Annotated in this window: 21 protein-coding genes; 7 read left to right on the top strand and 14 right to left on the bottom strand. The window is 65.2% G+C overall.

Translation table 11 applies throughout. The features are described from left to right. Positions 1-399 precede the first annotated feature (399 nt). Positions 400-1,479: an NAD(P)H-dependent flavin oxidoreductase gene (locus tag ACMDCR_RS06475; RefSeq protein ID WP_413991732.1), complete on the top strand. Its 1,080-nt coding sequence runs from the start codon at positions 400-402 to the stop codon at positions 1,477-1,479. 96 nt (positions 1,480-1,575) lie between these two features. Here ACMDCR_RS06475 and ACMDCR_RS06470 read toward each other — a convergent pair whose 3' ends face one another. Both ACMDCR_RS06470 and ACMDCR_RS06465 read right to left on the bottom strand, forming a co-directional pair. Then, the gene (locus tag ACMDCR_RS06470; RefSeq protein WP_413991731.1) at positions 1,576-2,703 is read right to left on the bottom strand and encodes a hypothetical protein; all 1,128 of its coding nucleotides are present in this window, start codon (positions 2,701-2,703) and stop codon (positions 1,576-1,578) included. A 102-nt stretch (positions 2,704-2,805) separates the two neighbouring features. After that, positions 2,806-3,429 (bottom strand): TetR/AcrR family transcriptional regulator, encoded by a 624-nt coding sequence (locus ACMDCR_RS06465; protein ID WP_413991730.1) that lies wholly within the window; start codon positions 3,427-3,429, stop codon positions 2,806-2,808. Between the two features lie 74 nt (positions 3,430-3,503). On the opposite strand from ACMDCR_RS06465, the gene ACMDCR_RS06460 reads away from it, so the two are divergent. The 4 genes from ACMDCR_RS06460 to ACMDCR_RS06445 all read left to right on the top strand — a co-directional run bounded on the left by ACMDCR_RS06460 (position 3,504) and on the right by ACMDCR_RS06445 (position 7,750). Next, complete coding sequence (locus ACMDCR_RS06460; RefSeq protein WP_413991729.1) at positions 3,504-4,580, top strand: 3-oxoacyl-[acyl-carrier-protein] synthase III C-terminal domain-containing protein; 1,077 nt, start codon at positions 3,504-3,506, stop codon at positions 4,578-4,580. Further along, a complete protein-coding gene (locus tag ACMDCR_RS06455; RefSeq protein WP_413991728.1) occupies positions 4,577-5,539 on the top strand; it encodes an NAD-dependent epimerase/dehydratase family protein in 963 nt (320 codons plus the stop codon). The genes ACMDCR_RS06460 and ACMDCR_RS06455 overlap by 4 nt, the downstream gene beginning before the upstream one ends. Before the next feature lie 109 nt (positions 5,540-5,648). Then, on the top strand, positions 5,649-6,431 hold the full coding sequence (locus ACMDCR_RS06450) for an MBL fold metallo-hydrolase (RefSeq protein WP_413991727.1): 783 nt from the start codon (positions 5,649-5,651) through the stop codon (positions 6,429-6,431). Continuing rightward, on the top strand, positions 6,431-7,750 hold the full coding sequence (locus ACMDCR_RS06445; protein ID WP_413991726.1) for a F390 synthetase-related protein: 1,320 nt from the start codon (positions 6,431-6,433) through the stop codon (positions 7,748-7,750). Before ACMDCR_RS06450 ends, ACMDCR_RS06445 begins: the two co-directional genes overlap by 1 nt. Positions 7,751-7,851: 101 nt before the next feature. Here the strand turns inward: ACMDCR_RS06445 and ACMDCR_RS06440 are convergent, their stop codons facing one another. From ACMDCR_RS06440 to ACMDCR_RS06425, 4 genes are all read right to left on the bottom strand, one after another. Beyond that, the gene (locus tag ACMDCR_RS06440; protein WP_413991725.1) at positions 7,852-8,562 is read right to left on the bottom strand and encodes a glutamine amidotransferase; all 711 of its coding nucleotides are present in this window, start codon (positions 8,560-8,562) and stop codon (positions 7,852-7,854) included. A 174-nt stretch (positions 8,563-8,736) separates the two neighbouring features. Next, entirely contained in the window at positions 8,737-9,882 is a 1,146-nt protein-coding gene (locus ACMDCR_RS06435) for an endonuclease/exonuclease/phosphatase family protein (RefSeq protein ID WP_413991724.1), read from the bottom strand. 197 nt (positions 9,883-10,079) lie between these two features. Further along, complete coding sequence (locus tag ACMDCR_RS06430; RefSeq protein ID WP_413991723.1) at positions 10,080-12,488, bottom strand: transketolase; 2,409 nt, start codon at positions 12,486-12,488, stop codon at positions 10,080-10,082. A 167-nt stretch (positions 12,489-12,655) separates the two neighbouring features. Next, a complete protein-coding gene (locus ACMDCR_RS06425; protein WP_413987661.1) occupies positions 12,656-13,603 on the bottom strand; it encodes an IS110 family transposase in 948 nt (315 codons plus the stop codon). Positions 13,604-13,889: 286 nt separating this feature from the next. Here ACMDCR_RS06425 and ACMDCR_RS06420 point away from each other — a divergent pair, with 286 nt between their 5' ends. Then, on the top strand, positions 13,890-14,351 hold the full coding sequence (locus ACMDCR_RS06420) for an Lrp/AsnC family transcriptional regulator (protein WP_413991722.1): 462 nt from the start codon (positions 13,890-13,892) through the stop codon (positions 14,349-14,351). Positions 14,352-14,430: 79 nt separating this feature from the next. Here ACMDCR_RS06420 and ACMDCR_RS06415 read toward each other — a convergent pair whose 3' ends face one another. The 8 genes from ACMDCR_RS06415 to hrpB form a co-directional block, all read right to left on the bottom strand. Beyond that, positions 14,431-15,246, bottom strand: a complete 816-nt coding sequence (locus tag ACMDCR_RS06415; RefSeq protein ID WP_413991721.1) for an MBL fold metallo-hydrolase — start codon at positions 15,244-15,246, stop codon at positions 14,431-14,433. Between the two features lie 73 nt (positions 15,247-15,319). Further along, on the bottom strand, positions 15,320-15,610 hold the full coding sequence (locus tag ACMDCR_RS06410) for a prevent-host-death family protein (protein WP_413991720.1): 291 nt from the start codon (positions 15,608-15,610) through the stop codon (positions 15,320-15,322). A 38-nt stretch (positions 15,611-15,648) separates the two neighbouring features. Then, positions 15,649-16,008 (bottom strand): DUF423 domain-containing protein, encoded by a 360-nt coding sequence (locus ACMDCR_RS06405; RefSeq protein ID WP_413991719.1) that lies wholly within the window; start codon positions 16,006-16,008, stop codon positions 15,649-15,651. Continuing rightward, positions 16,005-16,655 (bottom strand): ribosome biogenesis GTP-binding protein YihA/YsxC, encoded by a 651-nt coding sequence (gene yihA, locus ACMDCR_RS06400; RefSeq protein ID WP_413991718.1) that lies wholly within the window; start codon positions 16,653-16,655, stop codon positions 16,005-16,007. Before yihA ends, ACMDCR_RS06405 begins: the two co-directional genes overlap by 4 nt. Further along, positions 16,648-18,639 carry a membrane protein insertase YidC gene (gene yidC / locus ACMDCR_RS06395; RefSeq protein WP_413991717.1) on the bottom strand — a complete coding sequence of 664 codons (1,992 nt, stop codon included), beginning with the start codon at positions 18,637-18,639 and terminating at the stop codon, positions 16,648-16,650. Before yidC ends, yihA begins: the two co-directional genes overlap by 8 nt. Beyond that, on the bottom strand, positions 18,636-19,046 hold the full coding sequence (gene rnpA / locus ACMDCR_RS06390; RefSeq protein ID WP_413991716.1) for a ribonuclease P protein component: 411 nt from the start codon (positions 19,044-19,046) through the stop codon (positions 18,636-18,638). The genes yidC and rnpA overlap by 4 nt, the downstream gene beginning before the upstream one ends. A 61-nt stretch (positions 19,047-19,107) precedes the next feature. After that, entirely contained in the window at positions 19,108-19,242 is a 135-nt protein-coding gene (gene rpmH, locus ACMDCR_RS06385; protein ID WP_082980037.1) for a 50S ribosomal protein L34, read from the bottom strand. 396 nt (positions 19,243-19,638) lie between these two features. Continuing rightward, entirely contained in the window at positions 19,639-22,101 is a 2,463-nt protein-coding gene (gene hrpB, locus ACMDCR_RS06380) for an ATP-dependent helicase HrpB (protein ID WP_413993551.1), read from the bottom strand. Positions 22,102-22,292: 191 nt separating this feature from the next. Here hrpB and ACMDCR_RS06375 point away from each other — a divergent pair, with 191 nt between their 5' ends. Then, positions 22,293-23,495: a hypothetical protein gene (locus tag ACMDCR_RS06375; protein ID WP_413991715.1), complete on the top strand. Its 1,203-nt coding sequence runs from the start codon at positions 22,293-22,295 to the stop codon at positions 23,493-23,495. Position 23,496: the final 1 nt, after the last annotated feature.

Here is a 23,496-nt window from a genome sequence, read left to right as displayed (position 1 = left end):
CATCACAGCGACATGCCTTCATGTCGCGATGTCCGCTCCCTGAAACAGGTCGCCGGCAGAAAGAGGCATATTTGGTGTGCCGGTCTTCTCAGCCAGATCGACCGATGGCCGATGTGGCGGGAATGGCATCTTGCCACCGAGGCCGAGGGCATGCCGGTCTGAAGACCGGCACACCGATCCAGGCGTATCCCGGGAGCGCGGATTTCCAGTCCGCTGTCGAACCGCGCGGTTTCAGGATAAAGCGCAACGATGCCGTACAGCCAGATTATGCGAGTGCGGCGGTTCAAGAGCGGACTTGAAATCCGCGCTCCCTAGTATGCGACGATATCATGGTGAGTTGGGATCGCTTAAGGTGGCGCCACTTTCCCGTGTCGTGCATCGGGCAGGAGGAGACGCAACATGTGGCCTGATCGGCGAATCCAGGATCTCCTGGGCATCGAGCTTCCCATCATCCAGGCGCCCATGGCGGGGCCCGTGTTGTCGGACATGGTGATTGAGGTGGCCGAGGCCGGCGGGCTCGGTTCCCTGCCTTGCGCCACCATAACGGCGGAGCAGGCGCGCAACGAACTCGGCATCATCCGCCAGCGCACGGCAAAACCGATCAATGTCAACTTCTTCTGCCACACGCCGCCCGTGCCGGATGCCACGCGTGAGGCCGGCTGGCGCAAGAGGCTGGGATCCTACTATCTCGAAGCCGGCCTCGATCCCAACGGCCCTGTCCCGGTCTCGAATCGCGCGCCCTTCGACGATACGCTCTGCGGCCTTGTCGAGGACTACAGGCCCGAGGTCGTCAGCTTCCATTTCGGCCTGCCGGACGGCCTCCTGCTCGATCGCGTCAAGGCGACGGGCGCGAAGATCCTCTCCTCCGCCACCACGGTGGATGAGGCGCGCTGGCTGGAGGACCGTGGCTGCGATGCCATTATCGCCCAGGGCTTCGAGGCTGGCGGCCATCGCGGCATTTTCCTCGAAGAAGACCTGTCCACGCAGGTCGGCACCTTCGCCCTGGTGCCTCAGATCGTGGATGCCGTGAAGGTGCCCGTCATAGCCTCGGGCGGCATCTCGGACGCCCGGGGGATCGTGGCGTCTTTCGCACTGGGCGCGGCGGCGGTGCAGATCGGCACCGCCTATCTCTTCACGCCGCAGGCACGCGTCCCCACACCCCACCGCGCGGCGCTGCATGACCAGAAGGCCGACAGGACGGCGTTGACCAATCTCTTCACCGGCCGCCCGGCCCGCGGCATCGTCAACCGCCTGATGCGTGAGGTCGGCCCGATCTCCGATCTCGCTCCGGCCTTCCCGCTGGCCGGCGGGGCACTGATGCCCTTGCGGGCCAAGACCGAGAAAGAAGGCTCGGGTGATTTCATGCCGTTATGGGCCGGACAGGCGGCGAAGCTCTGCCGCGACGCACCTTCGGCAGGCGAACTTACGCGGTCGCTCGCCGACGAAGCGTTGAAGCGGTTTGCCGGGCTGGCGAGGTAGCACCCCTATGACTGCCGGCTTTCCAGCCGGCTCTTGCCGGGAACACCGAGTCTGCCGGGTAGGAAGAGCCGGCTGGAAAGCCGGCGGTCCCGGGCGCTATTCCCTCATATCGATCGGCTCGCCATCCCACTCGATGTCATGGGTGGCGATAGCCCGGAGCGGAATACGCCGTCTCGCACTTTCAAGAGCCTGCCGCGCCAGCGTCCCGAGTGTCCGGCCGTTGAATCCCGCCAGCACGTCCCGCGCCCTGGCATAATCCCGCCGCCAGGCGCCGATGTGTCCGAAGCGCAGGTGCGGCAAGGCGATCAGCACCATGGCGAGGCCCAGCATGGCCGGCTCGCCCGGCGCGACCAGCATCCTGGCTTGTGCTTCGCCCGTCAGGCAGGCGGCGAAACCGGGAGTCCCCGCCAGCAGATGCACACCGCTGGTGGCGCGCGGGTTGCACTCGATCGGCAGCAGGCGTCCATCGGACGTGCGTATCGCATCGAAGGCGATCTGGCCGGTATAGGTCAAGGCCTCCGTCACGCGCCTAACCAGCGCCTCCCCATCAGGCGCCGCGATGGGCTCGAAGTAGAAGCTCGAGGCCCTGCCGAGACGATAGAGCGGGCGATAGGCGCAGAAGGCATCCAGACGTCCGGCGCTGGCCAGGGCATAAAGGCAGAGCTCCTCGCCCTGCAGACGCTCCTGAGCCACCCAGGGCCGCAGTGGCGTCGGGGTTATGCCATCCGGACGTTCGCCCACCAGAGCCTGGGTCCCGAAGCGCGAGAAGGCCGGTTTGAACACGAGATCCCTGGCAAGGGGTGCGAGAGCCATGCCCTGCTCCCTGCTTTCGAGAAGCCGCGTATCCGGTACGGGCAGCCCCAGGCCGGCAGCCAGGGCAATGAAGGCGTGCTTGTCGTGCAATCGACGCAAGGTCCCGAAGTCGGGGGCAAAGAGCGGAAGCGGATAGCCCTGCTCTCGGGCTGCCGCGAGATAGAACACCTCCTCGCAGGTCGGAATGACGCGCTCGATGCTCTCGCGTGCCACGATTTCGGCAACGGCGCGAGCGAAGGCCGCCGGCTGCTTCCGGGGCGGCGGCAGCCGGTGCCGCCGCACACCCTTTACCGTACCGGCGAGGTCGAAGGGACCGGAATCGGCCGTATGTACTTGATGTCCGGCAGCCAGCAGCAGCCGGGCGATCTCGACGGCGACAGGGGCGCGGGCACCGGTGACGAGAAGGCGCATGGCTCAGGCGTTCCACCTTGAATTTGAATCACCCAGAATTGCAAAATGCTTTGGTACCCATGGCGCGGTCCGCAAGGCCGCTTTGCTTGAACGCATTTTGCTTCAGGCGCGGCTGGCGCCAGCCCCGCGCAGAGCGGTCCGCACCAGCATCTGGCCGATCTTCCGCGCCGAACTGCCGACCGAAACGGTCGAGAGCTTGTCCTCCTGGTCGAGCGAAGCCAGGCCATGCAGGCCGGCCCACAGCCCGACGATCAGTTCGGCGCAGTCCTGCCGGCTGAGATGGGGCACCAGCGGCCCGAAGGCGGCCACGACATGGCCGACCAGGGCGTCCACGCCCTCGCGATACCAGTCCGGCAGGCGATAGTCGCGCGGCAGATGATGCTCGAACAGCGCACGCCAGGCGGCGTTATTCTGTTCGAGGAAATCGAAATAGGCATCGACGAGCGCCGAAGGTTGCCAGTCCGGCTGCCCGAACACCGCCTCCTCCAGCACCGCATCGAGGCGGGCGATGGTCTCGGCGTTGAGATGCAGCACGATGTCATCAAAGTCGCAGAAGTGGTTGTAGATGGTGCCAACGGAGCAGTTGACCGCCGAGGCGATGGTACGGATCGACAGGCCTCTGAAGCCGTGCCGCAGGATGATGTCGCGCGCCGCATCGAGAATGCGCTGACGCGTGGCATCCTGGCGCGCCTGCGCCCGGCTCTGCCGCACCGTACCGGTACTCATGCGCCTCTCCCACAGCTTGAACGGCGTTCATTTTGGTGATATCAAAAAAATGAACACTGTTCAATGTTGGCGACATGACGCTCGACGACCCCATGCGGATGGAAGCGAGAGGCGCGGCGGAGGCTGCTTCCGACATCTCGCCAGCAAGACGGCTCCAGGCGCGCATCCGTATCGCCGGCACCGGCGTCTACATGCCGGCGGCCCGGCGCAGAAGCGCCGATATCGACCGCATGCTCGGTCGGGCCGTCGGCCGCACCGAAAAACGCACGGGTATCGCCGAACGGCCGGTCGCCGAGGCCGAATCCTCCAGTTTCATGGCGGCCGAGGCGGCTCGCGACGCTCTTGCCGCGGCCGGGCTTCCCGCCGGCGGGCTCGACATGATCCTGTCGGCCTCCTCGATCCCCGAGCAGTTGATCCCGGCCATGGCGCCCCTGGTGCAGGCAAGGCTCGGGCTCGGCAAGACCGGCATTCCCTGCTTCGACGTCAATGCGAGTTGCCTGAGCTTCGTCACTGCCTTCGACCTCGCCGCCCAGATGATCGAGACCGGACGCAGCAGCCACATCCTGATCGTCTCCAGCGAAATCGCCTCGCGCGGCCTGCCCTGGCGCCAGGACCCGGACACGGCTGCCATGTTCGGCGACGGCGCCGCCGCCGCGGTGATCGGCGCCGCCAAGGGGCGGCAGGGCGGCCTCGTCGCCTCGCTGATGGAAAGCTGGAGTGAGGGCTATCACGATTGCGAGGTACCGGCCGGCGGTACGCGCTATGATCTCCACCGCGACATCAAATCCTTCATCGACGGCGCCTTCTTCCGCATGGACGGCAAGGCTGCCTATCGCCTGGCCGCGCGGGTGGTGGCGCCTTTCCTCGACAGGCTGCTCGCCAAGGCCGGCTGGCGGCTCGGCGATATCGACCTCGTGGTGCCTCACCAGGCAAGCCGGGGTGCCATCGACCATCTCAGCGGCCGGCTCGGCATCCCCAAGGGTAAGATCGTCGACATCCTCGCCGATCATGGCAACCAGATCGCCGCCTCCATTCCCACGGCCCTGCACCATGCCTTCGCCGCCGACCGCATCGGCAGAGGCAGCCGCGTCCTGGTGCTCGGTACCTCGGCAGGTTTTTCCGTCGGCGGCCTCTGCCTCGAAATGCCATGAAGATCGCCATCACCGGTGCCACCGGCTTTGCCGGGCGCAATCTGGTCCATGCTGCCGCGGAACGAGGCCATGCAGTGGTCGCCACGGCGCGCGGCATCACCGGCCCCGGCGATTTCCAGGGCCAGGCCCGGTTCCTTCGGGCCGACCTCGGCGACGAGACAGTCCTGCAGGCAGCCTTCAAGGGCTGTGATGCGGTGATCCATCTCGCGGCGCTCTCCGCACCATGGGGCCGGACCTACGATTTCGAGCGTGTCAATGTCGCCGGCACGCGTCATGTCGTGCGCGCCGCCGAGGCGGCCGGAATCGGCCGTCTCGTGCATGTCTCCTCCAGCAGCGTCTATTTCGCCTTCGAGGACCGCCTCGATCTCAGCGAGGACACCACGCTGCCGCCCCCAGTCAATGCCTATGCCGCCAGCAAGCGCGCTTCGGAGGAGGAGGCACGGCGCTTCGGCGGCCCCGTCTTCATTGCCCGCCCCCGCGCCATTTTCGGCCCTGGCGATACGCAACTTCTGCCCCGCTTCCTCGCCGCCGCCCGCCGGGGCCCGCTCCCGCTGCTGCGGGATGGCCGGGCCATGACCGATCTCACTTTCGTGGATACGCATTCGCATGCGCTGCTAGCCATGGCCGAGGCGCCTGCCGAACTCGCTGGCACCTACAATGTCTCGCAGGGCGAACCCGTCGTCGTCCGCGATATGGTCGAACGGCTGCTCGGAGGCCTCGGCGTGGACGTGCGCTGGTGTAGCCTGCCCGCACCCCTCGTCTTCGCGGGAGCACATCTTCTCGAAGTGCTCTTCCGGCTCGATCCCTGGAGACGCGAACCGCCCGTGACGGCTTACGGACTTGGCCTGTTGAGCTATTCGCTCACGCTTAATTTACTCCAGGTGAGGCAAAAGCTTGATTGGCGGCCTCCCATAGGCCTCGATGAAGCATTGGAGCGAACCATTCGCGGTGCTGCCTAGCGCGAAATGCGTTCAGGCAGGCGCGGATTTCGAAATTAACTTGCTGGTACCAAAAAGCATTTTGCGTTTCTTGGTGATTCGGGCTGAAGGCAGAACGCTCTAGAACGACATGAAGATCCGGTTTCCCATCTGCGCTCGCATTCGCGCCTCCGCCCGCCTGGTGGATCCTACCGCCGGCTGGGAGCGTATGGATGTGCCTATCCGCTACGGCCTCATCGAGCATGCGAGGGAAGGGGTGGTGCTCGTCGATACCGGCTATAGCGAAGATCTCTATCGCTCGCATTCCCCGGCCCTGTGGTTCTACCGTTCCCTGCTGCGCCCGAAGCTGATGCCCGAAGGCGATATCGGGGCACAGCTCGCTGCCATCGGCGCCGGCGCGGACGACGTCCGCCACATCATCCTCACGCATCTGCACGCGGACCATATCTGCGGGCTCGACCGCTTCCGCAACGCTACGCTCCACGCTTCCGCCGCCACGCTGGAATTGTGGTCGCGCAGCCCTTCCTGGCGTGACTCCGGCCAAGCCCTCTTCCGCAACCTCCTGCCGGCGCTATCCGCCTCTGCGTGCCGCACGCTCGAACATGCGCCGATGGCGCCCTTGCCATGGGGCGGTAGCGGCCACGACATCTTCGGCGACGGCTCGATGATCTCCGTCGATTTACCCGGACATATGGAAGGCCATGTCGGCATCTATTTTTCGGGTGAGAATTGTTTTTATGCCGTCGATGCGGCCTGGACGATGGCGGCGATCGTGAAGGAGCAGCCCCTGCCCTGGATTGCCCGGATGATCACGCCGGACCGCCCCGCCGCCCTGCGCAGCATCGCCGTCACCCGCGCCGCCCATGCCAGCGGCGTGACCATCCGCCTCTGCCACGACCCCGAGCCGGCCTGATGTCTCCCGCCCTCGCCATCCTCAAGGCATATGTCGCCAAACGCTGGACCCTGGCCAAGCTCAGGACGAGGCAGGACATCAAAATACGTCAGGACAAGCTGCTGGCGAATCTCCTCGAGCACGCCGGCGCCAACATCCCCTTCTACAAACCCCATGCCGGCAAACATTTTGCCTATTGGCCTTTCATCGACAAGGCCCAGACCCTCGCCCATTTCTCCGAACTCAATGCCCATCGGGTCACGGCGGAGCAAGCCTGGGAGGTGGCGGAGAAGAGCTTGGCCGAAGCCAATCATTCCGGCCGCCTCGGCGATCTCACCATCGGTACCAGTTCGGGCACCTCAGGCAACCGGGGCCTGTTCCTGATCAGCGAAGCCGAGCGTTATCAATGGCTTGGCTCGATTCTCGCCCGAACGCTGCCCGACTTTCCCTTCACCCGGCACCGCATCGCTGTGATGATGGCAACGGGCAATGCGCTCTATGAGACGACCCGGCAGTCCGGCCGGCTCGCCTTCGGCTTCTATGATCTGCGCCACGGCATCGCCACGCATCGCCAAGGCATGGAGGCCTTCGCGCCCGACGTGCTGGTGGCGCCGCCCAAGGCCCTGCGTGCCGTGGCCGAACAGAATTTTAAAATTAAGCCGGCTCATATATTTGCTGGCGGCGAAGTCCTCGATCCTCTCGACGCGATACCGGTGACCAGCCGATATGGCACCGCGCCGCGCTCGATCTACCAGGCGACCGAAGGCTTCATCGGCATCGCCTGCCGGTGCGGCATGATCCACCTCAACGAGGACGACATGCTGATCGAACGCGAACCGGTGGAGGGTTATCCCGACCGCTTCGTGCCGATCATTACCGATCTGCGTCGGCGCGCCCAGGCCATGATCCGCTACCGCCTCAACGACATCCTGGTGCTGTCGCCCTATCGCTGCGCCTGTGGATCGCCGCTGCAGGCGATCGATCGCATCGAGGGGCGCTGCGACGACGTCATCGAGATTGCGGAGGGCGTCACCTTGATGCCGGAAGCCATCCGCGTCGCCATCCTCGACGCCGAACGGCGCCTTGATGATTTCCGCTTCGAGCAGATCGGACACCGTCGCTTTCGCGTGCGCCTGCCCTATGATGCGCCGGAGGAGAGCGAGGCGAGGGTGGACGCCTCCTTGCGGAGCCTGTTCGAACAGCATGGCGGAAACGGCATCGCCATCCAGATGACACGAGGCATCCACGAACCCATTGCCGGCAAACTACGCCGCATCCGCCGCATCAACCCGGGCGCGCCCGTCTCTCAGGCGGGGGCAATGCAGCGCGAATGGATGTGAGGAACAGACAGAATTGGAGTGTCGATCACCGATCGACATCTTCCTTCCGGCGAGCACGTCGTCTCTAAGAAGGTCGATCGGTGATCGACACTCCGGGTTCGCTATTCCGCGGCAACCGCCATGCGAGGCTTCAGCCACAGGTCGAGGAAGCGATGCAGCCATTGCTGCACGCTGTGATCATGCTGATGGCGGCCCCAAAGCTGGGTTTCGCGGTCCTGCGCGCCGGTGGCACGCAGCTTCTCTTCGCTCTTGGCCGTCCAGCGGTTCATCATCAGATAGGTGACTTCCGGATGGAACTGGATGCCATAGGCAGCACGCCCGAAGGCAAAGGCCTGGTTGGCGAAGGTCTCGCCCGTGGCGAGCAGGCGAGTGCCGCGTACGTGCTCGAAGCCCTCCTTGTGCCAGTGATAGACATGGCCGGGCCATTGCATCATGGCGTGGCCGTCCTGGGTCGCCTCGATCGGCCAATAGCCGATCTCGACCACGCCGTCATCGCGGGGAGCCACCTTGCCGCCGAGATGGCGGGCCAGCATCTGGGCGCCGAGGCAGACACCGAGGAAGGGCTTGTCTTCGCGCAGCGGCACGCCGATCCAGTCGATCTCGCGGCGGATCCAGGCTTCGTCATCGTTCGCGCTCATCGGGCCGCCGAAGATCACGGCACCGTCATGCTCGCACATCGTCCTGGGCAGGGGATCGTCGAAACGCGGGCGTCGAATGTCGAGTTCATGTCCGCGCTCGATCAGGAGCCGGCCGATACGGCCCGGAGAAGAATGCTCCTGATGCAGAACGATGAGGATCTTCTTTCTCGTCACGATTCGCCCGTAAAACGATTTGGTAACCACAGTGTTACGCAAATGTGGTCGAAAAGTTAAGCGGGTGCGGTGATCGACCGCACAAGCCGCACAGGCTAAGCCCGACGAACAACAAAGCAAAGCCTGTGCCAACCGCCGTGAAACGCGCGGGACGAGACCAGCGTCGACGGCCGGTCAGCCGATCCCGAGCGGCCCCCCATGCGATGCTGCCGCGCCCTCCCGCATGGTGGATCGCGCGAGCAAGGTGAATTCCGCCACGGGCACGCCATGGTCGCTCGCCGTACGGATATTGCGGTTGATGTCGGTCATATGCGTGTCGACGACATGATCGTTATAGACCTGCAGATAGCGGAAATCGCCGATCCTGTTGGGGTTGCGGCTGTAGAATTCCTGGCTGAACAGGATGTGGTCGAGCGCCTGGTAGTCGCCGAAATGAATGTGGGTGTAGAGCGTCGTACCCTTGATGTGGCTCGCCTGCTGGTCAGATGCCGCATAAAGGTGCAGGTCCCAGAGCCGACGGTTCTTGCGCTGCCAGTCGCCGGGGTCGACCATCAACGGCTTCAGGCTTTCGGGCAGGGGCTGCTCGCCACGGATGAGCTCCGTGGTGGCGCTGGTGAGTTCGTCGTTGAGATCGCCGAGCACCATCACGGGCCGGGGCGCTGCGCCGCGCCCCTCCAGCTCCCGCGTCAGCATCACGCGAAGCGCTGCCGCCTCGGCCCCGCGCTGCACCAGCGCGCGCACAACCGCCAGCGCCCGTACGGCCGGATCGCGCCTGTCCTCGTCCTCCAGCATTACCGGCCGGCGCGATTTGAGATGCACGACGTAGACAGCGAGCGGGACGCCGTTCGGCAGGGCAACCTCCACCCGCAGGACCGGCCGCTCGAAGAAGCCGATACCGACGGGCACGGCTTCCTGCCGGCCGTTCGCGTCGCGGCGCACGGCAAAGCCATTGCCGAGGCCGGAGGGAAAAGCCCGGATGGATTCCGCCTTGCTCACCGGAAGACGGCTGGCGAAGCCGACGCGCGGGGCATTCAGCGCACCGTCGGGCGTTTTCGGGCCGTTGTCGTCGGCGAGCGGCGCGCAGACATAAGCGCCCGTGAGGCGCGGCGATTTCTCGACGGCATGGCGCAGGGCATCCTCGTGGAACACTTCCTGGAAGCCGGCAATATCCACCTGTCCACGCTCCAGAAGGCCGCCGATGAAGCCGGTCTTGGCCTCATATTCCTCCGGCGTATAGGGCGGCTGCTCATGAAAGGGCACACCCGAGCGGGCGAGGAGCTGGGTGTTGAAGGAAGCAACGCGCAGGAGGGAGATGGACATCGGAAAGACCTTGCGAGGGAGGCGCACTGTCGCAAGGGTGAGGATTCGAGGCAACCTGGGAGCGTCCCGGGAGCGCGGACGTCTCGTCCGCTCTTGAAACGCCACCGTTCGATTGATGTCCGCGACTGTTGACGATGGTCTCGCACGGTTTGGAGGCTACGACGCTTCAAGAGCGGACGGGACGTCCGCGCTCCCAGCTATGGCAACTCCCGCCTGTTCCGCATCGGCCTGCCCGGCGCCAGGGCCTGCGCGGCATGCAGGATCCCATTCGTATCGATGCCATGATGGCGGTAGAGGTCCTGGATCGTGCCCGTCTGGCCGAAATGCTCGACGCCGAGCGAGGTCACGCGCTGGCCGCGCACGCCGCCGAGCCAGGCGAGCGTGGCGGGATGGCCGTCGACCACGGTAACGAGGCCGCAATCGCGCGAAAGGGGCGCGAACAGGCGCTCGATATGGCTGCGCGCGTTGAAATTGCCGCGCTGGCGGGCTCGTTCGGCGGCGGTCCAACCGGCATTGAGGCGGTCGGCCGAGGTGATCACCAGCAGGCCGGCGTCGCGGCGATCCTCGCTCATCAGCCCGATGGCTTCGATGGCCTCCACAGTCGGAGCGCCCATCACCGCCACGACGATCTCGGCATTGGGACCGGGCCGGCGCATCCAATAGGCGCCGTTGACGATGTCCGCGGCAAGGTCGGGGGTCATTGCGCGTTGCGGCTGGTCGAGTGTGCGGGTGGAGAGGCGTAGATAGACCGAGCCGCCCGTCTGGTCGCGCAACCAGGTCGTCTCGTCCGGGTCCCCCTCCCCGTCGCGCTGCATGTAATCGAAGGCAAAGCGCATGATCACGGCAAGCTCGTCGACGAAAGCCGGCTCGAAGGCGGCGAGCCCATCCTGGGCGATACCGATGAGGGGCGTGGCGATCGACTGATGCGCTCCGCCTTCCGGCGCCAGCGTCACGCCGGAGGGTGTCGCCACCACCATGAAGCGGGCATCCTGGTAGCAGGCATAGTTGAGCGCATCGAGGCCACGCTGGATGAAGGGGTCGTAGAGCGTGCCGATCGGCAGCAGGCGCTCGCCATTGATGGAATGGGAAAGGCCGAGCGCCGAAAGCAGGATGAAAAGGTTCATCTCGGCAATGCCGAGCTCGATGTGCTGCCCCTTCGGCGAAAACTCCCAGGTGAAGGTGGAGGGAATCTTTTCCTTCTTGAAGGTATCTGCCAGCTCTTCGCGAGCGAACAGGCCGCGCCGGTTGACCCAGCCGCCGAGATTGGTGGAAACCGTGACGTCCGGCGCCGTGGTGACGATCCGCTCGGCCACCGGCAGGTTGGTGGCGGCGAGATCATTCAGGATGACGCCAAAGCCTTGCTGCGTCGACATGGCGGCAGCAGCGCGGTAGGGCAGCGCCTCCGGCACCTCCACCTTGGCGGCGGCCAGGCGCCGGCGCCCCTTCCGGACGAAAGGCACCTTGTCGAGCGCCGCCTGCATGGCCTCGGGCGCCACGTCCAGCCCCTCGAACTTGTCCCACTCATGGCCGGGGCGGATACCCATCGCCTTCTGCCAGACCTCCATCTGCGCCGGCGTCATCAGGCCGGCATGGTTGTCCTTGTGGCCCTGGAAAGGCAGCCCGAAGCCCTTCACCGTATAGGCGATGAAGCAGGTCGGCCGATCATGCGTAGCGGCAGCCTCAAAGGCCTCCAGCAGGCTCGGCATGTCATGGCCGGCGAGATTGGTCATCAGCCGCGCCAGCTCTTCATCCGAGCGGGCCTCGATCAGCTTGGCCACCCGCCCCTGGTCGCCGATGGCATCCATCAAGTGCCGCCGCCAGGCGCTGCCACCCTGGTAGCAGAGCGCGGCATAGAGCTGGTTCGGGCAGTTGTCGATCCAGCGGCGCAAAGCCTCGCCCCCGGGCTCGGCGAAGGCGGCCTCCAGGAGCTTGCCATATTTGAGGATGACGACATCCCAGCCGAAATTGCGGAAGATCGACTCGAAGCGCTCCCACAGCCCCTCGCGCACCACCGCGTCGAGGGACTGCCGGTTGTAGTCGACGATCCACCAGACATTGCGGATGCCCTGCTTCCAGCCCTCCAGCAGCGCCTCGAAGATATTGCCCTCATCCATCTCGGCATCGCCGACGAGGGAGATCATGCGCCCCTCGGGCCAGTCATTTCCGCTGCCTGCGCCCCAGCCCTTGGCCTTCACATAATCCTGCACCAAGGCCGAGAAGAGCGTCTGCGCGACGCCGAGACCGACGGAGCCGGTGGAAAAATCGACGTCATCGACATCCTTGGTGCGCGAAGGATAGCTTTGGGCACCCTTGAAGCCGCGAAAATTCTGCAGCTTTTCGAGACTCTGCAGGCCAAAGAGATAGTTGAGCGCATGGAAGATCGGCGAGGCATGGGGCTTCACCGCCACCCTGTCCTGCGGACGCAGGGTGGCGCCGTAAAGCGCGGTCATGATCGTCGCCAGCGAGGCGGAAGAGGCCTGGTGACCGCCGATCTTGAGCCCATCCTCCTTGGCGCGCAGATGATTGGCGTTGTGGATCATCCAGGAGGAGAGCCAGAGCGCCTTGCGTTCAAGGGCGGCGAGGAAAGGCAGGCGGGGGTCGGCCATGGCAATGGGTTCCGGGCGTGAGTCCGTTGACAATAGCAGAAAGAGACCGGCGATTTTGGTCAATCTTGCAGGATTTTAATTTCCAATTTGGCGATTATCGCTTGGAATGAGGGAATTGCTGCGTAATATGATCGCGACGTGAACGCCCTGGGAGTATCCGTATTCGGTCAAGCAGCTTTAGGCGTCCAAATCCGATTATCTCGCAAGAGGGCGTTAGCGAGGATGATGAGCTTGCGCATGATGGCGACGATGGCGATTTTTTTGGGTTTTCCGGCGGCGACCATGGCCTGGTATTTAGCGGCGAGGTCGGGGTTCCATCGGATAGCGGCGACCATGGGCATATAGAGGGCTCGTCGCAGAAGGGCTCTTCCCCCGCGAATGAAGCGCTTGCCATTTTTGCTGCCGCTGTCGCGTGGGACAGGGGCGAGGCCGGCCAGGCTTGCGGCTTGAGGGGGAGACAGGGTGCCCAGTTCAGGCATGTGGATGAGCATGGCGTGAGCTGTGATGGGTGCCACGGCGGGGATGGAGTCGAGGATTTCGGCTCTGCGCTTGAAGGCGGGATCCTTGTCGGCCCGCCTGGCGATCTCCTCGTCGATGGCGTTTATCTGCGCTTGGGTCAGAGCCAGTGTCTTGGCGAGTTGGCGCTTGATCAGGGGGAGTTCGGCGGTTTGCTGGCGGGTCTGGGTTGCCACTTTGATCTTCATCAGGGCGTCCCGCGCCGCGGCCAATTGCTTCATCTCCTCAAGGGCCTGGCTGACGATGAGGGTCGGCTCGGGCTGGACGGCCTGGCCATAGCGGGCCAGGGTCATGGCATCGATGCGATCGGTCTTGGCCAGCCTGCCAATACCTTCGGCAAAGCGTCGGGCCTGGCGCGGGTTGAGCTTGACGGCCGGCAGGCCGGCCTGGTTGAGCGCGCGTTCGAAGGCGCGATGATAGGCCCCCGTTGCTTCGAACACCACACGCTCGACAGTCCAGGAAGAAAGCCAGGCAAGCAGGGCGCGATGGCCCGCCTGGGTGTTGGCAAAGCGCTTGATGAGGCCTGCCGGGTGGACAGCCACATCCAAATGATCCTTGCCGATGTCGGTGCCGACATTGTGTGCTAGGCTGCTCGTCATCTTTTCCAAGTCCTCTGCTTGTCTCCGGAGCAATGCCGGTATCCGTTCAGGCCTCATGGAAAAGAGAGGGGTGGTCAGACTCCTAAGTCAGTCCTTCGATTATCGCAGGCACGACCCGTCCCCTCCCGCCTCCAGCTCGGCGGCCACCGAGCTGGAGGCATCCAAAAGCTAGGCTTGCACGATGGGATTGAAATAGACAATCGCAGGCTTCCAGCCTGCATCGTCCTCTCCAGGTGGTAGTACGGTTCAAGAGGCAGGCTGGAAGCCTGCGATCCCAGGGAAGTCCATGCCCCTCGATGCCATCGATCACAAGATCCTGCGCCTGCTTCAGGAGGACGGCCGCATCACCGTGCAGGCGCTGGCGGAACGGGTCGGCCTTTCCCATTCCCCCTGCCTGCGCCGTGTGCGGCAGCTGGAGGAAAGCGGCGTCATCCGCGGCTATGTCGCGGTGGTCGAGCAAAAGGAAGTGGGCCTGCCGGTCAGCGTCTTCATCTCGATCAAACTGGAGCGCCAGGTCGAGGAATATCTCGACCGCTTCGACACAGCCATCGTGCAATGGCCCGAAGTGCTGGAATGCTATCTGATGACGGGCACGCGCGACTATCTCCTGCGCGTGGTCTGCGCCGATCTCGCCGCCTATGAGCGCTTCATCAAGGACAAGCTGACCCGGCTCGACGGCATCGCCTCGATCGAATCGAGCTTCGCATTGGCGCAGGTGAAATATACGAACGTGCTGCCGATCAAGTGAGGGGGTCGGCGCCCTCGCCTCATGGAAAGGCCGTGGCTTCATGCCGATCTGAAGACTCGACTTCCCGGAACTGAACGCCTCACCCCGTCCTTCCCTCCAGCAATTCGATATAGCGTGCCGCTGACTGGCCGAGCACGGCATGGGCGTTCGCCAGCACGTTCTGTCCGAGGAAGGCACCGTAGATCCGCTCGAACGGCCGGGCCGACACCCGCTCCATCAGTTTCCCGATCTCGGCTGCCGGCAGCGGCATCATGTTGGGATAGCTCCACATGAAGGAAATTCGATGGGCGCCTGGCGTGACCTGCAGTATATCGCCGGCGAGCAACACGCCCCGTTTATCGGCTCCATCAGCCCAATGCAGCACCGTACCGCCGGGAAAATGCCCGCCACCGCGCACCAGAGTGATGCCCGGCCACAGTTCCAGCGCATCGCCCTCCCAAAGCCGGATGGCAGGATCGGGCCGCATGATCCACTGGCGATCGGCCGCGTGCAGGTGGACAGGCGCACCGAAGGCGGCGGCCCAATCCTGCATGGTCGAGTAGTAATGCGGATGGGAGATGGCGATGGCGCTCAGGCCGCCGAGGCTCTCGACCAGCGCCTTGGTGGCGCCGTCGAGCAAGGCGATGCAATCCCACAGCACATTGCCATCCGGCGTCCGCAGCAGAAAGGCACGCTGGTTGATGGCAAAGGCCGGCACGGTCTGCAGGCTGTAGAGATCGGGCTCATGTTGCTGCCAGGCATTGCGATGAACAGACGCCAGTGCTTCGCGCGCCAGCCACTCCTGCCCACCCGCCGGAACATATTGCCGCTCGTCCTCGCAGATCGGGCATCCCAGGGGCGGCTGGGGAGCATCCGGATAGGAGGTGCCGCAGGCCTTGCAGAGAAATACCGTCATCCCCCTTGCTCCTGATAGCGGTCAAGGCAACATGATACACGATAGGGGCGGAGGGAAAGGACCTTCGGATCTATCAACCGTCAGCATGCTCGCGCTCATACTGACCCGCAGCAGCAAGCAAATCTAGACGAAGATCATTCGGCAATGTCTTCGACGTGAAGCTGCGGCGCGGATCCTGCTCGTCCGCACCGATGAGGCTGTGATAGCGCTCCATGCTCATGAGCACGAATTTTGGCTTGCGATGCCGCATGATTTCCACTGGCTCCTGAGCAGCAGCGTGCGTTACCACCGAAATCCGTCGTGCAAGCTCGACAGTGCTGAACCGACGCACTACTCTTCCTCCCTTGAAATTCTTGATGCTCATGAAAATCCCAAACATCGGGATTTTCAAGAGAGCAGGAGCTACCGCGCCATCGCGGCCGAGACCGCCAGCATCAGCCAGGCGAGGATGGAAAGGGTGCCGCCTGTTGGCGCCGCCATGGGGAAGAGGTGGCCTTCGGTGATGGCGTGGAGCGCCACATCGGCCGAGAAGAGCACGACGGCAGCCGCCAGCACGAAGGCTGCGGGGCGGGCGACGAAGTCGCGCAGCAGGCCGAGCCGGATGGCGACAGTGATGCCCAGCAGCACGGGTGCATGGGCAAGCACCATCACGGCGGCATAGTTGATTTCCGGCCAGCGGCCATGGGCGGCGAGCGCCATCAGCACGATGCCGGCTGCGCCGAAGAGGCAGCCAAGCACGGCGAGAATACGGTCGGCGATCATGGCTTCAGGCCGCCGCGCTCCACCAGGATCTGAGCGATTGTGGCGCGCAGTTCATCCATGCCGGTGCCTTCGCGGCTCGAGGTGACGATAAGCTCGGGGAAGGCGGCAGGGCGGCGGGAGATCTTCTCCTTGGTCTCGGCAACGCGCTTTTCAAGGTCGGCCTTCTTCACCTCGTCCGCCTTCGTCAGCACGATCTGGTAGACCACGGCCGCCTGGTCGAGCGTCTTCAGCACGGCATCGTCGGTGGTCTTGAGGCCGTGCCGGGCATCGATCAGCACGAAGACGCGAGCGAGGTTCACCCGTCCGCGCAAATAGTCATGAATCAGCCTGGTCCAGGCCTTGACCTTCTTGTCGCTCACGGCCGCATAGCCATAGCCGGGCATGTCGACCAGGGTCAGCGGCGCATTCGCCGAGAAGAAGATCAGCTCTTGCGTACGGCCTGGCGTATGCGAGGTGCGCGCCAGGGCATTGCGGTTGGTCAGCGCGTTGATCAGGCTCGATTTGCCGACATTGGACCGCCCGGCAAGGGCGATCTCCACGCCCTCGGGCAGCGGCAGGGCTTCCAGCGTGTTGCTCGCGTGTCGGAAATCCCAGCTCGCGGCGAAGAGCTTCTTGCCGGCCGCCGCGTAGTCCACTGCCTCAGGCATCTACGCGGGATCCGTCAGGGGTCTTTTTTTTTATGAATATCGACTTGAGGTTGTCCCACAATTCGATCTTGGCGCCATTCTTCTTCATGATCAGGGTCTGCTGCAGGATCGAGAGCGAGTTGTTCCAGCAATAGTAGATCACCAGGCCGGCCGGGAAGGCAGCGAGCATATAGGTGAAGACGATCGGCATGTAGCGGAACATCATGGCCTGCGTGGGATCCGGCGGGGCCGGATTGAGCTGCATCTGGATGAACATGGTGAAGCCCATAAGGATCACCCAGGGGCCGATCATGAGGGCAGTCGGAGGTTGCCAGGCAATCAGGCCGAACAGGTTGAAGATCGTGGTCGGATCGGGCGCCGAAAGGTCATGGATCCAGCCGAAGAAGGGCGCCTGGCGCATTTCGATGGTGACGAACAGCACCTTGTAGAGCGCGAAGAACACCGGGATCTGGAACAGCATGGGCAGGCAACCCGAGAGCGGATTGATCTTCTGCTCCTTGTAGAGCGCCATCGTGGCCTGCTGCTGCTTCAGCTTGTCGTCCGGGAACTGGTCCTTGATCTTCTGCATCTCCGGCTGGACCTTCTTCATCTTCGACATCGACTCATAGGAGCGATTGGCGAGCGGGAAGAAGAACAGCTTGAGGATGACGGTGGTGCCAAGGATGGCCAGGCCGAAATTGCCGAACAGATGGAAGAGGATCTCGATCAGACGGAAGAGCGGCTTGGTGATGAACCACAGATAGCCCCAGTCGATCAGATAGGAGAGGTTATCCACCTTCGTCGTCTCGTCGTAATACGAGAGCGTGGCGACTTCCTTGGCGCCGGAGAACAGATTGGTGCTCACCTCATAGGTGGCGCCGGGCGCCACCGTCTGTTCCGGCCGCAGCACGCTGGCGACATAGGTCTGCACGCCGTTGACCGTGCCGACCTCGAACTTGCCGTCGAAGGTCGCGGTCGGATCCGGCACCAGGGCGTTGGCCCAGTATTTGTCAGTGAAGCCGAGCCAGCCGGTGGCGCCGGCGTGATCGACCGGCTTGTCGGGCTCGAGGCCCTTATAGGTCGTCTCGACCTGCGTGCCGCTGAAGCGGCCGATCAGGCCCTCATGCAGCACGGAATAGCCGCCCACCGTCGGCGTGCCGATACGGGCGATATAGGAGGTCTGGGCCAGTTGGACCGGCGCGGTGCCCTTGTTCTCCACGCTGTCCTTGATAGTGAACATGAAGCCGCCGATCGGCTTGGCACCCGAACCCTGCTGGTCCTTCGGCAGGTTCTGGCGCGGCAGGTCGAGAGCAGTCGCGGGCAGCGGATCGCCGGCCTCCGGCACGAGCCAGCCGGTCTGGGACCGGTCCGTATCGATCGAGATGGTGCGATGGAAGACGAGGCCCTGGCCATTGTCCCAGTCGAGTTGCACGGGCGAGGTCGAGGACAATGGCGCGGTGGACTTGGCGGTCCATACCGTGTCGATGCCGGGTACCTTCACAGTGGCGCCGGGCGCCGCCTTCCAGCCGGAATAGGTGAAATACGGCCCATGGTTCTCGACGATGGTATGGTGATCAGCGGCCTGGATCGGCGTGCCGCGCGGCGAGAACAGCTTCACATTCGGCGAATTGGGATCGAGCGTCTCGCGATAGCCGCGCAGGGCCAGATCGTCGATCAGGCCGCCGGTGAGGTTGATCGAACCGATCAGGCGCTGCGAATCGATCTGCACGCGTTGCGAGGCCGCCACGGCCGCCTCACGGCTGCCGAACTGCTGCTGGCCCGAGGAGACGCCAGGCACATTCGAGCTGCTGCCGGTGGCGGGCGCGGCCGTCTGCGGTTGCTGCTGTTGGGCGGCCTGCTGCTGTTGCTGGATCTGCTGTTGCTGCTGGGCCGCCAGTTCCTGCCGGCGCTGCATGGGCTGGCCGATGAAATATTCCCAGACCGCGACCACCACCAGCGTCAGGAAGATCGCCAGAACGAGGTTCTTGGTGTCTACATTCTTCATCGTGCAGCCTCATCGGCCGAGCGCCGCGGCTTGCGGGCGCCCTGGCGCTCCGCATGCACGCGGCCGAACGCCGCTATCATTTCGTCAACGATCGTCGCAAAAGGCGCGTCGAGAGCGGTGTGCCGCCCCACGACGACATAATCATGGCCAGCGCGCGCGTGAAGCGCGCCAGAGAGCCGCACCGCCTCGCGCAGGCGCCGACGGATTCGGTTGCGCTCAACGGCGCTACCTTCCCTCTTGGTCACGGTAAAGCCGACTCGCGGCTCATCGCTCTGCGGAGTCGCAGCCTCGGACAGGCCCGGCTGGCCACTCTCCCGGCGGCGCGCCTGCAAAGACAATGTCGCAGCATTTGCCCTGCGGCCATCGCGGACGAACAGAAAGTCCCGGCGCTTGAGCAGTCGCTGCATCGATGAATGCTCGGGTTGTCGGGCGCAATGACAGGCCATCACTGCGCCATGCCCGTTCGCCTCAGGCGGACAGGCGCTTGCGGCCGTGCGCGCGACGGGCAGCGAGAACCTTGCGGCCGGCCTTGGTGCCGAGGCGGGCGCGGAAGCCGTGGCGACGCTTGCGGACAAGCTTGGAGGGTTGATAGGTACGTTTCACGGGTCGTTCTCCGCAGTCGCGGCCGGATGCCGATCGAGTTGAAAGGAACAGCGCCTATCCTGCAACAGCAAAAACGCGCCCCGGCCATCGCCCTGGGTGCGTCCCGGCCCGAGGGCGACGCCAAATTCGCCGTGCTTATGAGGTAAGCCAGACGGGAAGTCAATCAGGAGTCTCGCCGAAAGAGCGGGAATGCGAAGGCTTCATGACACCTGAGAGCTTCCTGGGAGCGCGGACATCCTGTCCGCTCTTGAAACGATGCAATTTCCGGCAAAGGCGAAAGCGGTTGAGTGTTGAGACCAAGAACGGCCGCGCCCTGCAACAAGGGTGGACTTCTTTCTCAAACGTCATTGTTTCAAGAGCGGACGGGACGTCCGCGCTCCCAGGAAGCTCCCAGCGCTACGTCCCCCTGGGCTTGGCTCTCGTCGTCGGCACCGCAGCGGCCGGGTCTTCCGGCCAGGGGTGACGGGGGTAGCGCCCCTTCATCTCCACGCGCACGGCGGCGTAGGAGCCCTTCCAGAAGCCCGGCAGGTCCTTTGTCACCTGCACCGGGCGATGGGCGGGCGAGAGCAGATTGAGGGTCAACGGCACGCGTCCTCCGGCGATGGCGGGGTGCTTGGCGAGGCCGAACAATTCCTGCACGCGCACGGAGATGGCAGGGCCGCCCTCCGCTTCATAGTCGATAGCGAGGCTCGACCCGGTCGGCGCCTCGAAGAATGCAGGAGCCTCGGCATCGAGGCGGCGCCTTTCGCTCCAGGGCAGGAGGCCGGCGAGAGCGCTCTCCAGCATATCGGGGGTGATTGCGGAGAGCCCGCGCACGCCTTGGAGGGCCGGCGCGAGCCATTCCTCCGCGCTGGCTGCCAGAGCCTCATCGGAAAGGTCGGGCCAGCCCGGCGAGCCGTTGGCTCGCAGGAAGGCGACGCGGTCGCGCAACTGGCGCTGCGCCTTGCTCCAGGGCAGACGCTCGATGCCGCTCTGGGCAAGTCCGCGGGCGAGAAGCACCGCCGCCTCGGCATCGAGCGGCAGGGCGGCCGTGGTCTCCTGCAATATCAGGCGGCGGTAGCGGCGCAGAGAACGGGCCTTGAGACTCGAGGTGGCCGGATCGTAGCCCGTGGTCACCGTTTCGCTGACGCCATGCAGCGCGTCGATTTCCTCCAGCGTGATCGGGGCGGCGAGCAGGATGCGGCTCGCCCCGGCGCTGCCGGCGATCTCGGCGATGGCGAGGAAGGGTTCGCGCGCCAGCCGGTCATGTGGCTCCAGGCGCGCCGCGCGGCCGTTCTCCATAGTGAAGCCGCCCGGCTGGCCGCGCGCCACTGCCACCCGATCCGGAAAGGCGAGCGCGAGCACGACGCCGGCGCGAGTGGGATCGGTCTCTCGTGCTTCGCCCGAGACCGCCTTTACCCAGCCGCGCGCCAGGCGCCTCATATCCTGCGAGCGGCCACCGCGGTCGCGCCGGAAGCGCTCGATGCGTTCGACGAGATCGGTGCCCTCCCCGCCTAGTCCGCGCTCGGAAAGCACGGCGGCGATCTCGGCCGCCAGCATGGCCTCGCCGTTCTCGGTAGCTGCCACGATCATGCGCGCCATCCGGGGCGGCAGTGCAAGAGCCGAGAGCTGCCGGCCCATGTCGGTGAGCCGGCCCTCCTCGTCCAGCGCCTCGATGGCGGTGAGCAGCGCCCGCGCTTCCGCAAGCGCTGGCTTCGGCGGCGGATCGAGCCATGCCAGGCTCAGCGGATCGCCTACGCCCCAGGCGGCACAGTCGAGCAGCAGCGGGCTGAGATCGGCGGCCAGGATCTCGGGCTTGGCGAAGGCCTCGAAGGCGCCGGTCGCCGCCTCCTCCCAGAGGCGATAGCATGTGCCGGGTTCGGTGCGCCCGGCGCGGCCACGGCGCTGATCGGCGCTGGCGCGCGAGACACGCACGGTCTCGAGCCGGGTGAGGCCGAGATCGGGCTCGTAGCGCGGCACGCGGGCGAGACCGGCGTCGACGACCACGCGCACCCCCTCGATGGTGAGGCTGGTCTCGGCGATGGAGGTGGCGAGGACCACCTTGCGGCGCCCGGGCGGCGCTGGCGCCACCGCCCTGTCCTGGTCGCGCGCATCCATGGCGCCGTAGAGCGGAGCAATGTCGACGTCCTCGCCGGGATTCTTCTCGCCGAGCAGGCGGGCGACGCGGATGATCTCCCCCTGCCCCGGCAGGAAGACCAGGATGGAGCCTCGTTCGGCGCGCAGGGCCCGCATCACTGCTTCGCCCACCGCCTCCTCGATGCGCTGGCGCGAGTCGCGGCCGAGATAATGCGTCGTCACCGGAAAGGCGCGGCCGGCGCTTTCGATCACCGGCGCCCCGCCGATCAGGCCGGCGACGCGCGCGCCATCGATGGTGGCGGACATCGGCAGGATGCGCAGGTCCTCGCGCAGGCCCGCCTGCGCATCGAGCGCGAAGGCGAGACCCTCGTCGGCATCGAGCGAGCGCTCATGGAATTCGTCGAACAGCACGGCGGCGATGCCGGTCAGGCCGGGATCGTCGAGAATCATGCGGGCAAACACGCCTTCGGTGACCACCTCGATGCGCGTCTTCGCGGAGATGCGCGATTCCAGCCTCACCCTGAGGCCGACGGTGGCGCCGACGGGCTCGCCGAGCGTCGAGGCCATGCGCGCGGCAGCCGCCCGGGCGGCGAGGCGCCGCGGCTCCAGCACGACGATCTTGCCGCCCTTCGTCCAGGCCTCGTCGAGCAGGGCAAGAGGCACGCGCGTGGTCTTGCCGGCACCCGGTGGGGCCACGAGCACCGCATTCGAGCGCGCGCCGAGGGCGGCGAGCAGGGCCGGCAGGGCCTCGTCGATGGGCAAGGGCTGGTCGAAGGAACGCATCGCGCCGATGTGGCCTATCGTGCCGGCAAGCGCAATGGGCAAGCGGCTCGGGCTACGCTCCGAACAAGGCTCCGGGGTTGGTTCGCGGCTTCTTAGCCGCGTACGATTTTAACCATAGTGTGACTTTTTCGTCATGGACGCTCCGGAAGGCTTCCGCCATAGCTACTGCGTGTTGTGTAGAGGACGAGGCGATGGAACGGCGCGCCTATGAAGCTCCGCTCGATCCCGCGCTCGCGGTTTCGGGCTTACTTACCCGGCTGGGCTTGTTCCTGCTGGTGATCTTCGCGCCTCTCCTCGCGATGTTCTCCCGCCATGCCGTGGCGGTCATCGTGCCGATCGCCACCGCCCTGCTCATCCTGGCCGCCGCCCTCGATGGTCGCCTGCCGACGGCCCTGCGCCGGCTCAGCCGTTCATTGCTGTCCTATGAGACGCTGGCGCTCTTCCTTTTGATGATCTGGGCGGCGGTCACCATCTTCTGGACGCCGCGGCCCGCGGCGGCAGCCGGTCAATTGCCGGGCATCCTGCTCGTCGTGCTGCTGTTCGCCGTCACCATCTCCTGCCTGAAGGCGAATGTGCGCTTCAGCGACGTCAACCTCATCCCGATCGGCGTCTCCATTGCCGCGGTCGCGCTGGCTCTGGAATTCCTGCCCTTCTCGCCGCTGCGGGACCTCGGCGAGGTCGGCAGCGAGGATGTGGAAAGCGTGCGCGCTGCCATGCTGCTGGAGCTGCTCATCTGGCCGGCGGTCGGCGCCGTGCTGGCGCGCGGACGCAGCTGGCAGGCCGTGCTGATGTGCCTGGTGACGGCCTTCGCCTTGTGGCTGGTGCACAATCTGGTGGTGCTCGCCGCCTTCATCATCGGCATGCTGGTGATGGTTCTGGCGCTGTGGCGTCAGCGTCTTGCCGCCCGCCTTCTCGCCATCGGCGCACTGGCCCTTTTGGTCCTGGCGCCTCTCATCGGCTGGCTGATGGCCCGATATGGCGGCTTCCTGCTGCCGGCCGAGGGCGACCACCTCGTCGCCATCTGGCGCGACGTGACCTACAGCCTGCCGACCCATCTGATCGCCGGCTACGGTTTCGATGCCAGCTCCGCGCTTACCCGCGGCGTCGGCGGCCAGATCCTCACTTCGCCCCGCAACGTCGCCCTGCAGATCTGGCTGGAGCTCGGTGCCGTCGGCGTCGTCCTGGCGGGCATCACGCTCTGGCTCGCCTTCCGCGGCATGGACCGGGACGACGACCGCTCGACGCCGGCCGCGCTGGCGGCTTCAGCCACTGCCCTCGTGGTGATGTTCACCGGGCTGGCCGCCTGGCAGAACTGGTGGCTGATGGCGCTCGGCCTGACCACCGTCTCGCTCGCCTTCCTTGCCCGTCTGGGCGCCCGACGCCGGCGGGATTGAG

This window comes from Labrys okinawensis (genome assembly GCF_047345005.1).
GTDB lineage: Bacteria > Pseudomonadota > Alphaproteobacteria > Rhizobiales > Labraceae > Labrys > Labrys okinawensis.
The sequence above is the reverse complement of the archived record's forward strand: the minus strand, read 5'-3'. Positions and strand labels throughout refer to the sequence as shown.

Bases quoted from the DNA above. Each gene is read 5' to 3' on its own strand.
- ACMDCR_RS06375 (WP_413991715.1), top strand. From the start codon at position 22,293: ATGGAACGGCGCGCCTATGAAGCTCCGCTCGATCCCGCGCTCGCGGTT.
- hrpB (WP_413993551.1), bottom strand. From the start codon at position 22,101: ATGCGTTCCTTCGACCAGCCCTTGCCCATCGACGAGGCCCTGCCGGCC.
- ACMDCR_RS06445 (WP_413991726.1), top strand. From the start codon at position 6,431: ATGTCTCCCGCCCTCGCCATCCTCAAGGCATATGTCGCCAAACGCTGG.
- ACMDCR_RS06415 (WP_413991721.1), bottom strand. From the start codon at position 15,246: ATGACGGTATTTCTCTGCAAGGCCTGCGGCACCTCCTATCCGGATGCT.
- ACMDCR_RS06410 (WP_413991720.1), bottom strand. From the start codon at position 15,610: ATGAGCATCAAGAATTTCAAGGGAGGAAGAGTAGTGCGTCGGTTCAGC.
- ACMDCR_RS06405 (WP_413991719.1), bottom strand. From the start codon at position 16,008: ATGATCGCCGACCGTATTCTCGCCGTGCTTGGCTGCCTCTTCGGCGCA.
- ACMDCR_RS06450 (WP_413991727.1), top strand. From the start codon at position 5,649: ATGAAGATCCGGTTTCCCATCTGCGCTCGCATTCGCGCCTCCGCCCGC.
- ACMDCR_RS06435 (WP_413991724.1), bottom strand. From the start codon at position 9,882: ATGTCCATCTCCCTCCTGCGCGTTGCTTCCTTCAACACCCAGCTCCTC.
- ACMDCR_RS06460 (WP_413991729.1), top strand. From the start codon at position 3,504: ATGACGCTCGACGACCCCATGCGGATGGAAGCGAGAGGCGCGGCGGAG.
- yidC (WP_413991717.1), bottom strand. From the start codon at position 18,639: ATGAAGAATGTAGACACCAAGAACCTCGTTCTGGCGATCTTCCTGACG.
- ACMDCR_RS06455 (WP_413991728.1), top strand. From the start codon at position 4,577: ATGAAGATCGCCATCACCGGTGCCACCGGCTTTGCCGGGCGCAATCTG.
- ACMDCR_RS06430 (WP_413991723.1), bottom strand. From the start codon at position 12,488: ATGGCCGACCCCCGCCTGCCTTTCCTCGCCGCCCTTGAACGCAAGGCG.
- ACMDCR_RS06465 (WP_413991730.1), bottom strand. From the start codon at position 3,429: ATGAGTACCGGTACGGTGCGGCAGAGCCGGGCGCAGGCGCGCCAGGAT.
- ACMDCR_RS06475 (WP_413991732.1), top strand. From the start codon at position 400: ATGTGGCCTGATCGGCGAATCCAGGATCTCCTGGGCATCGAGCTTCCC.
- rnpA (WP_413991716.1), bottom strand. From the start codon at position 19,046: ATGCAGCGACTGCTCAAGCGCCGGGACTTTCTGTTCGTCCGCGATGGC.
- ACMDCR_RS06420 (WP_413991722.1), top strand. From the start codon at position 13,890: ATGCCCCTCGATGCCATCGATCACAAGATCCTGCGCCTGCTTCAGGAG.
- ACMDCR_RS06425 (WP_413987661.1), bottom strand. From the start codon at position 13,603: ATGACGAGCAGCCTAGCACACAATGTCGGCACCGACATCGGCAAGGAT.
- ACMDCR_RS06470 (WP_413991731.1), bottom strand. From the start codon at position 2,703: ATGCGCCTTCTCGTCACCGGTGCCCGCGCCCCTGTCGCCGTCGAGATC.
- yihA (WP_413991718.1), bottom strand. From the start codon at position 16,655: ATGCCTGAGGCAGTGGACTACGCGGCGGCCGGCAAGAAGCTCTTCGCC.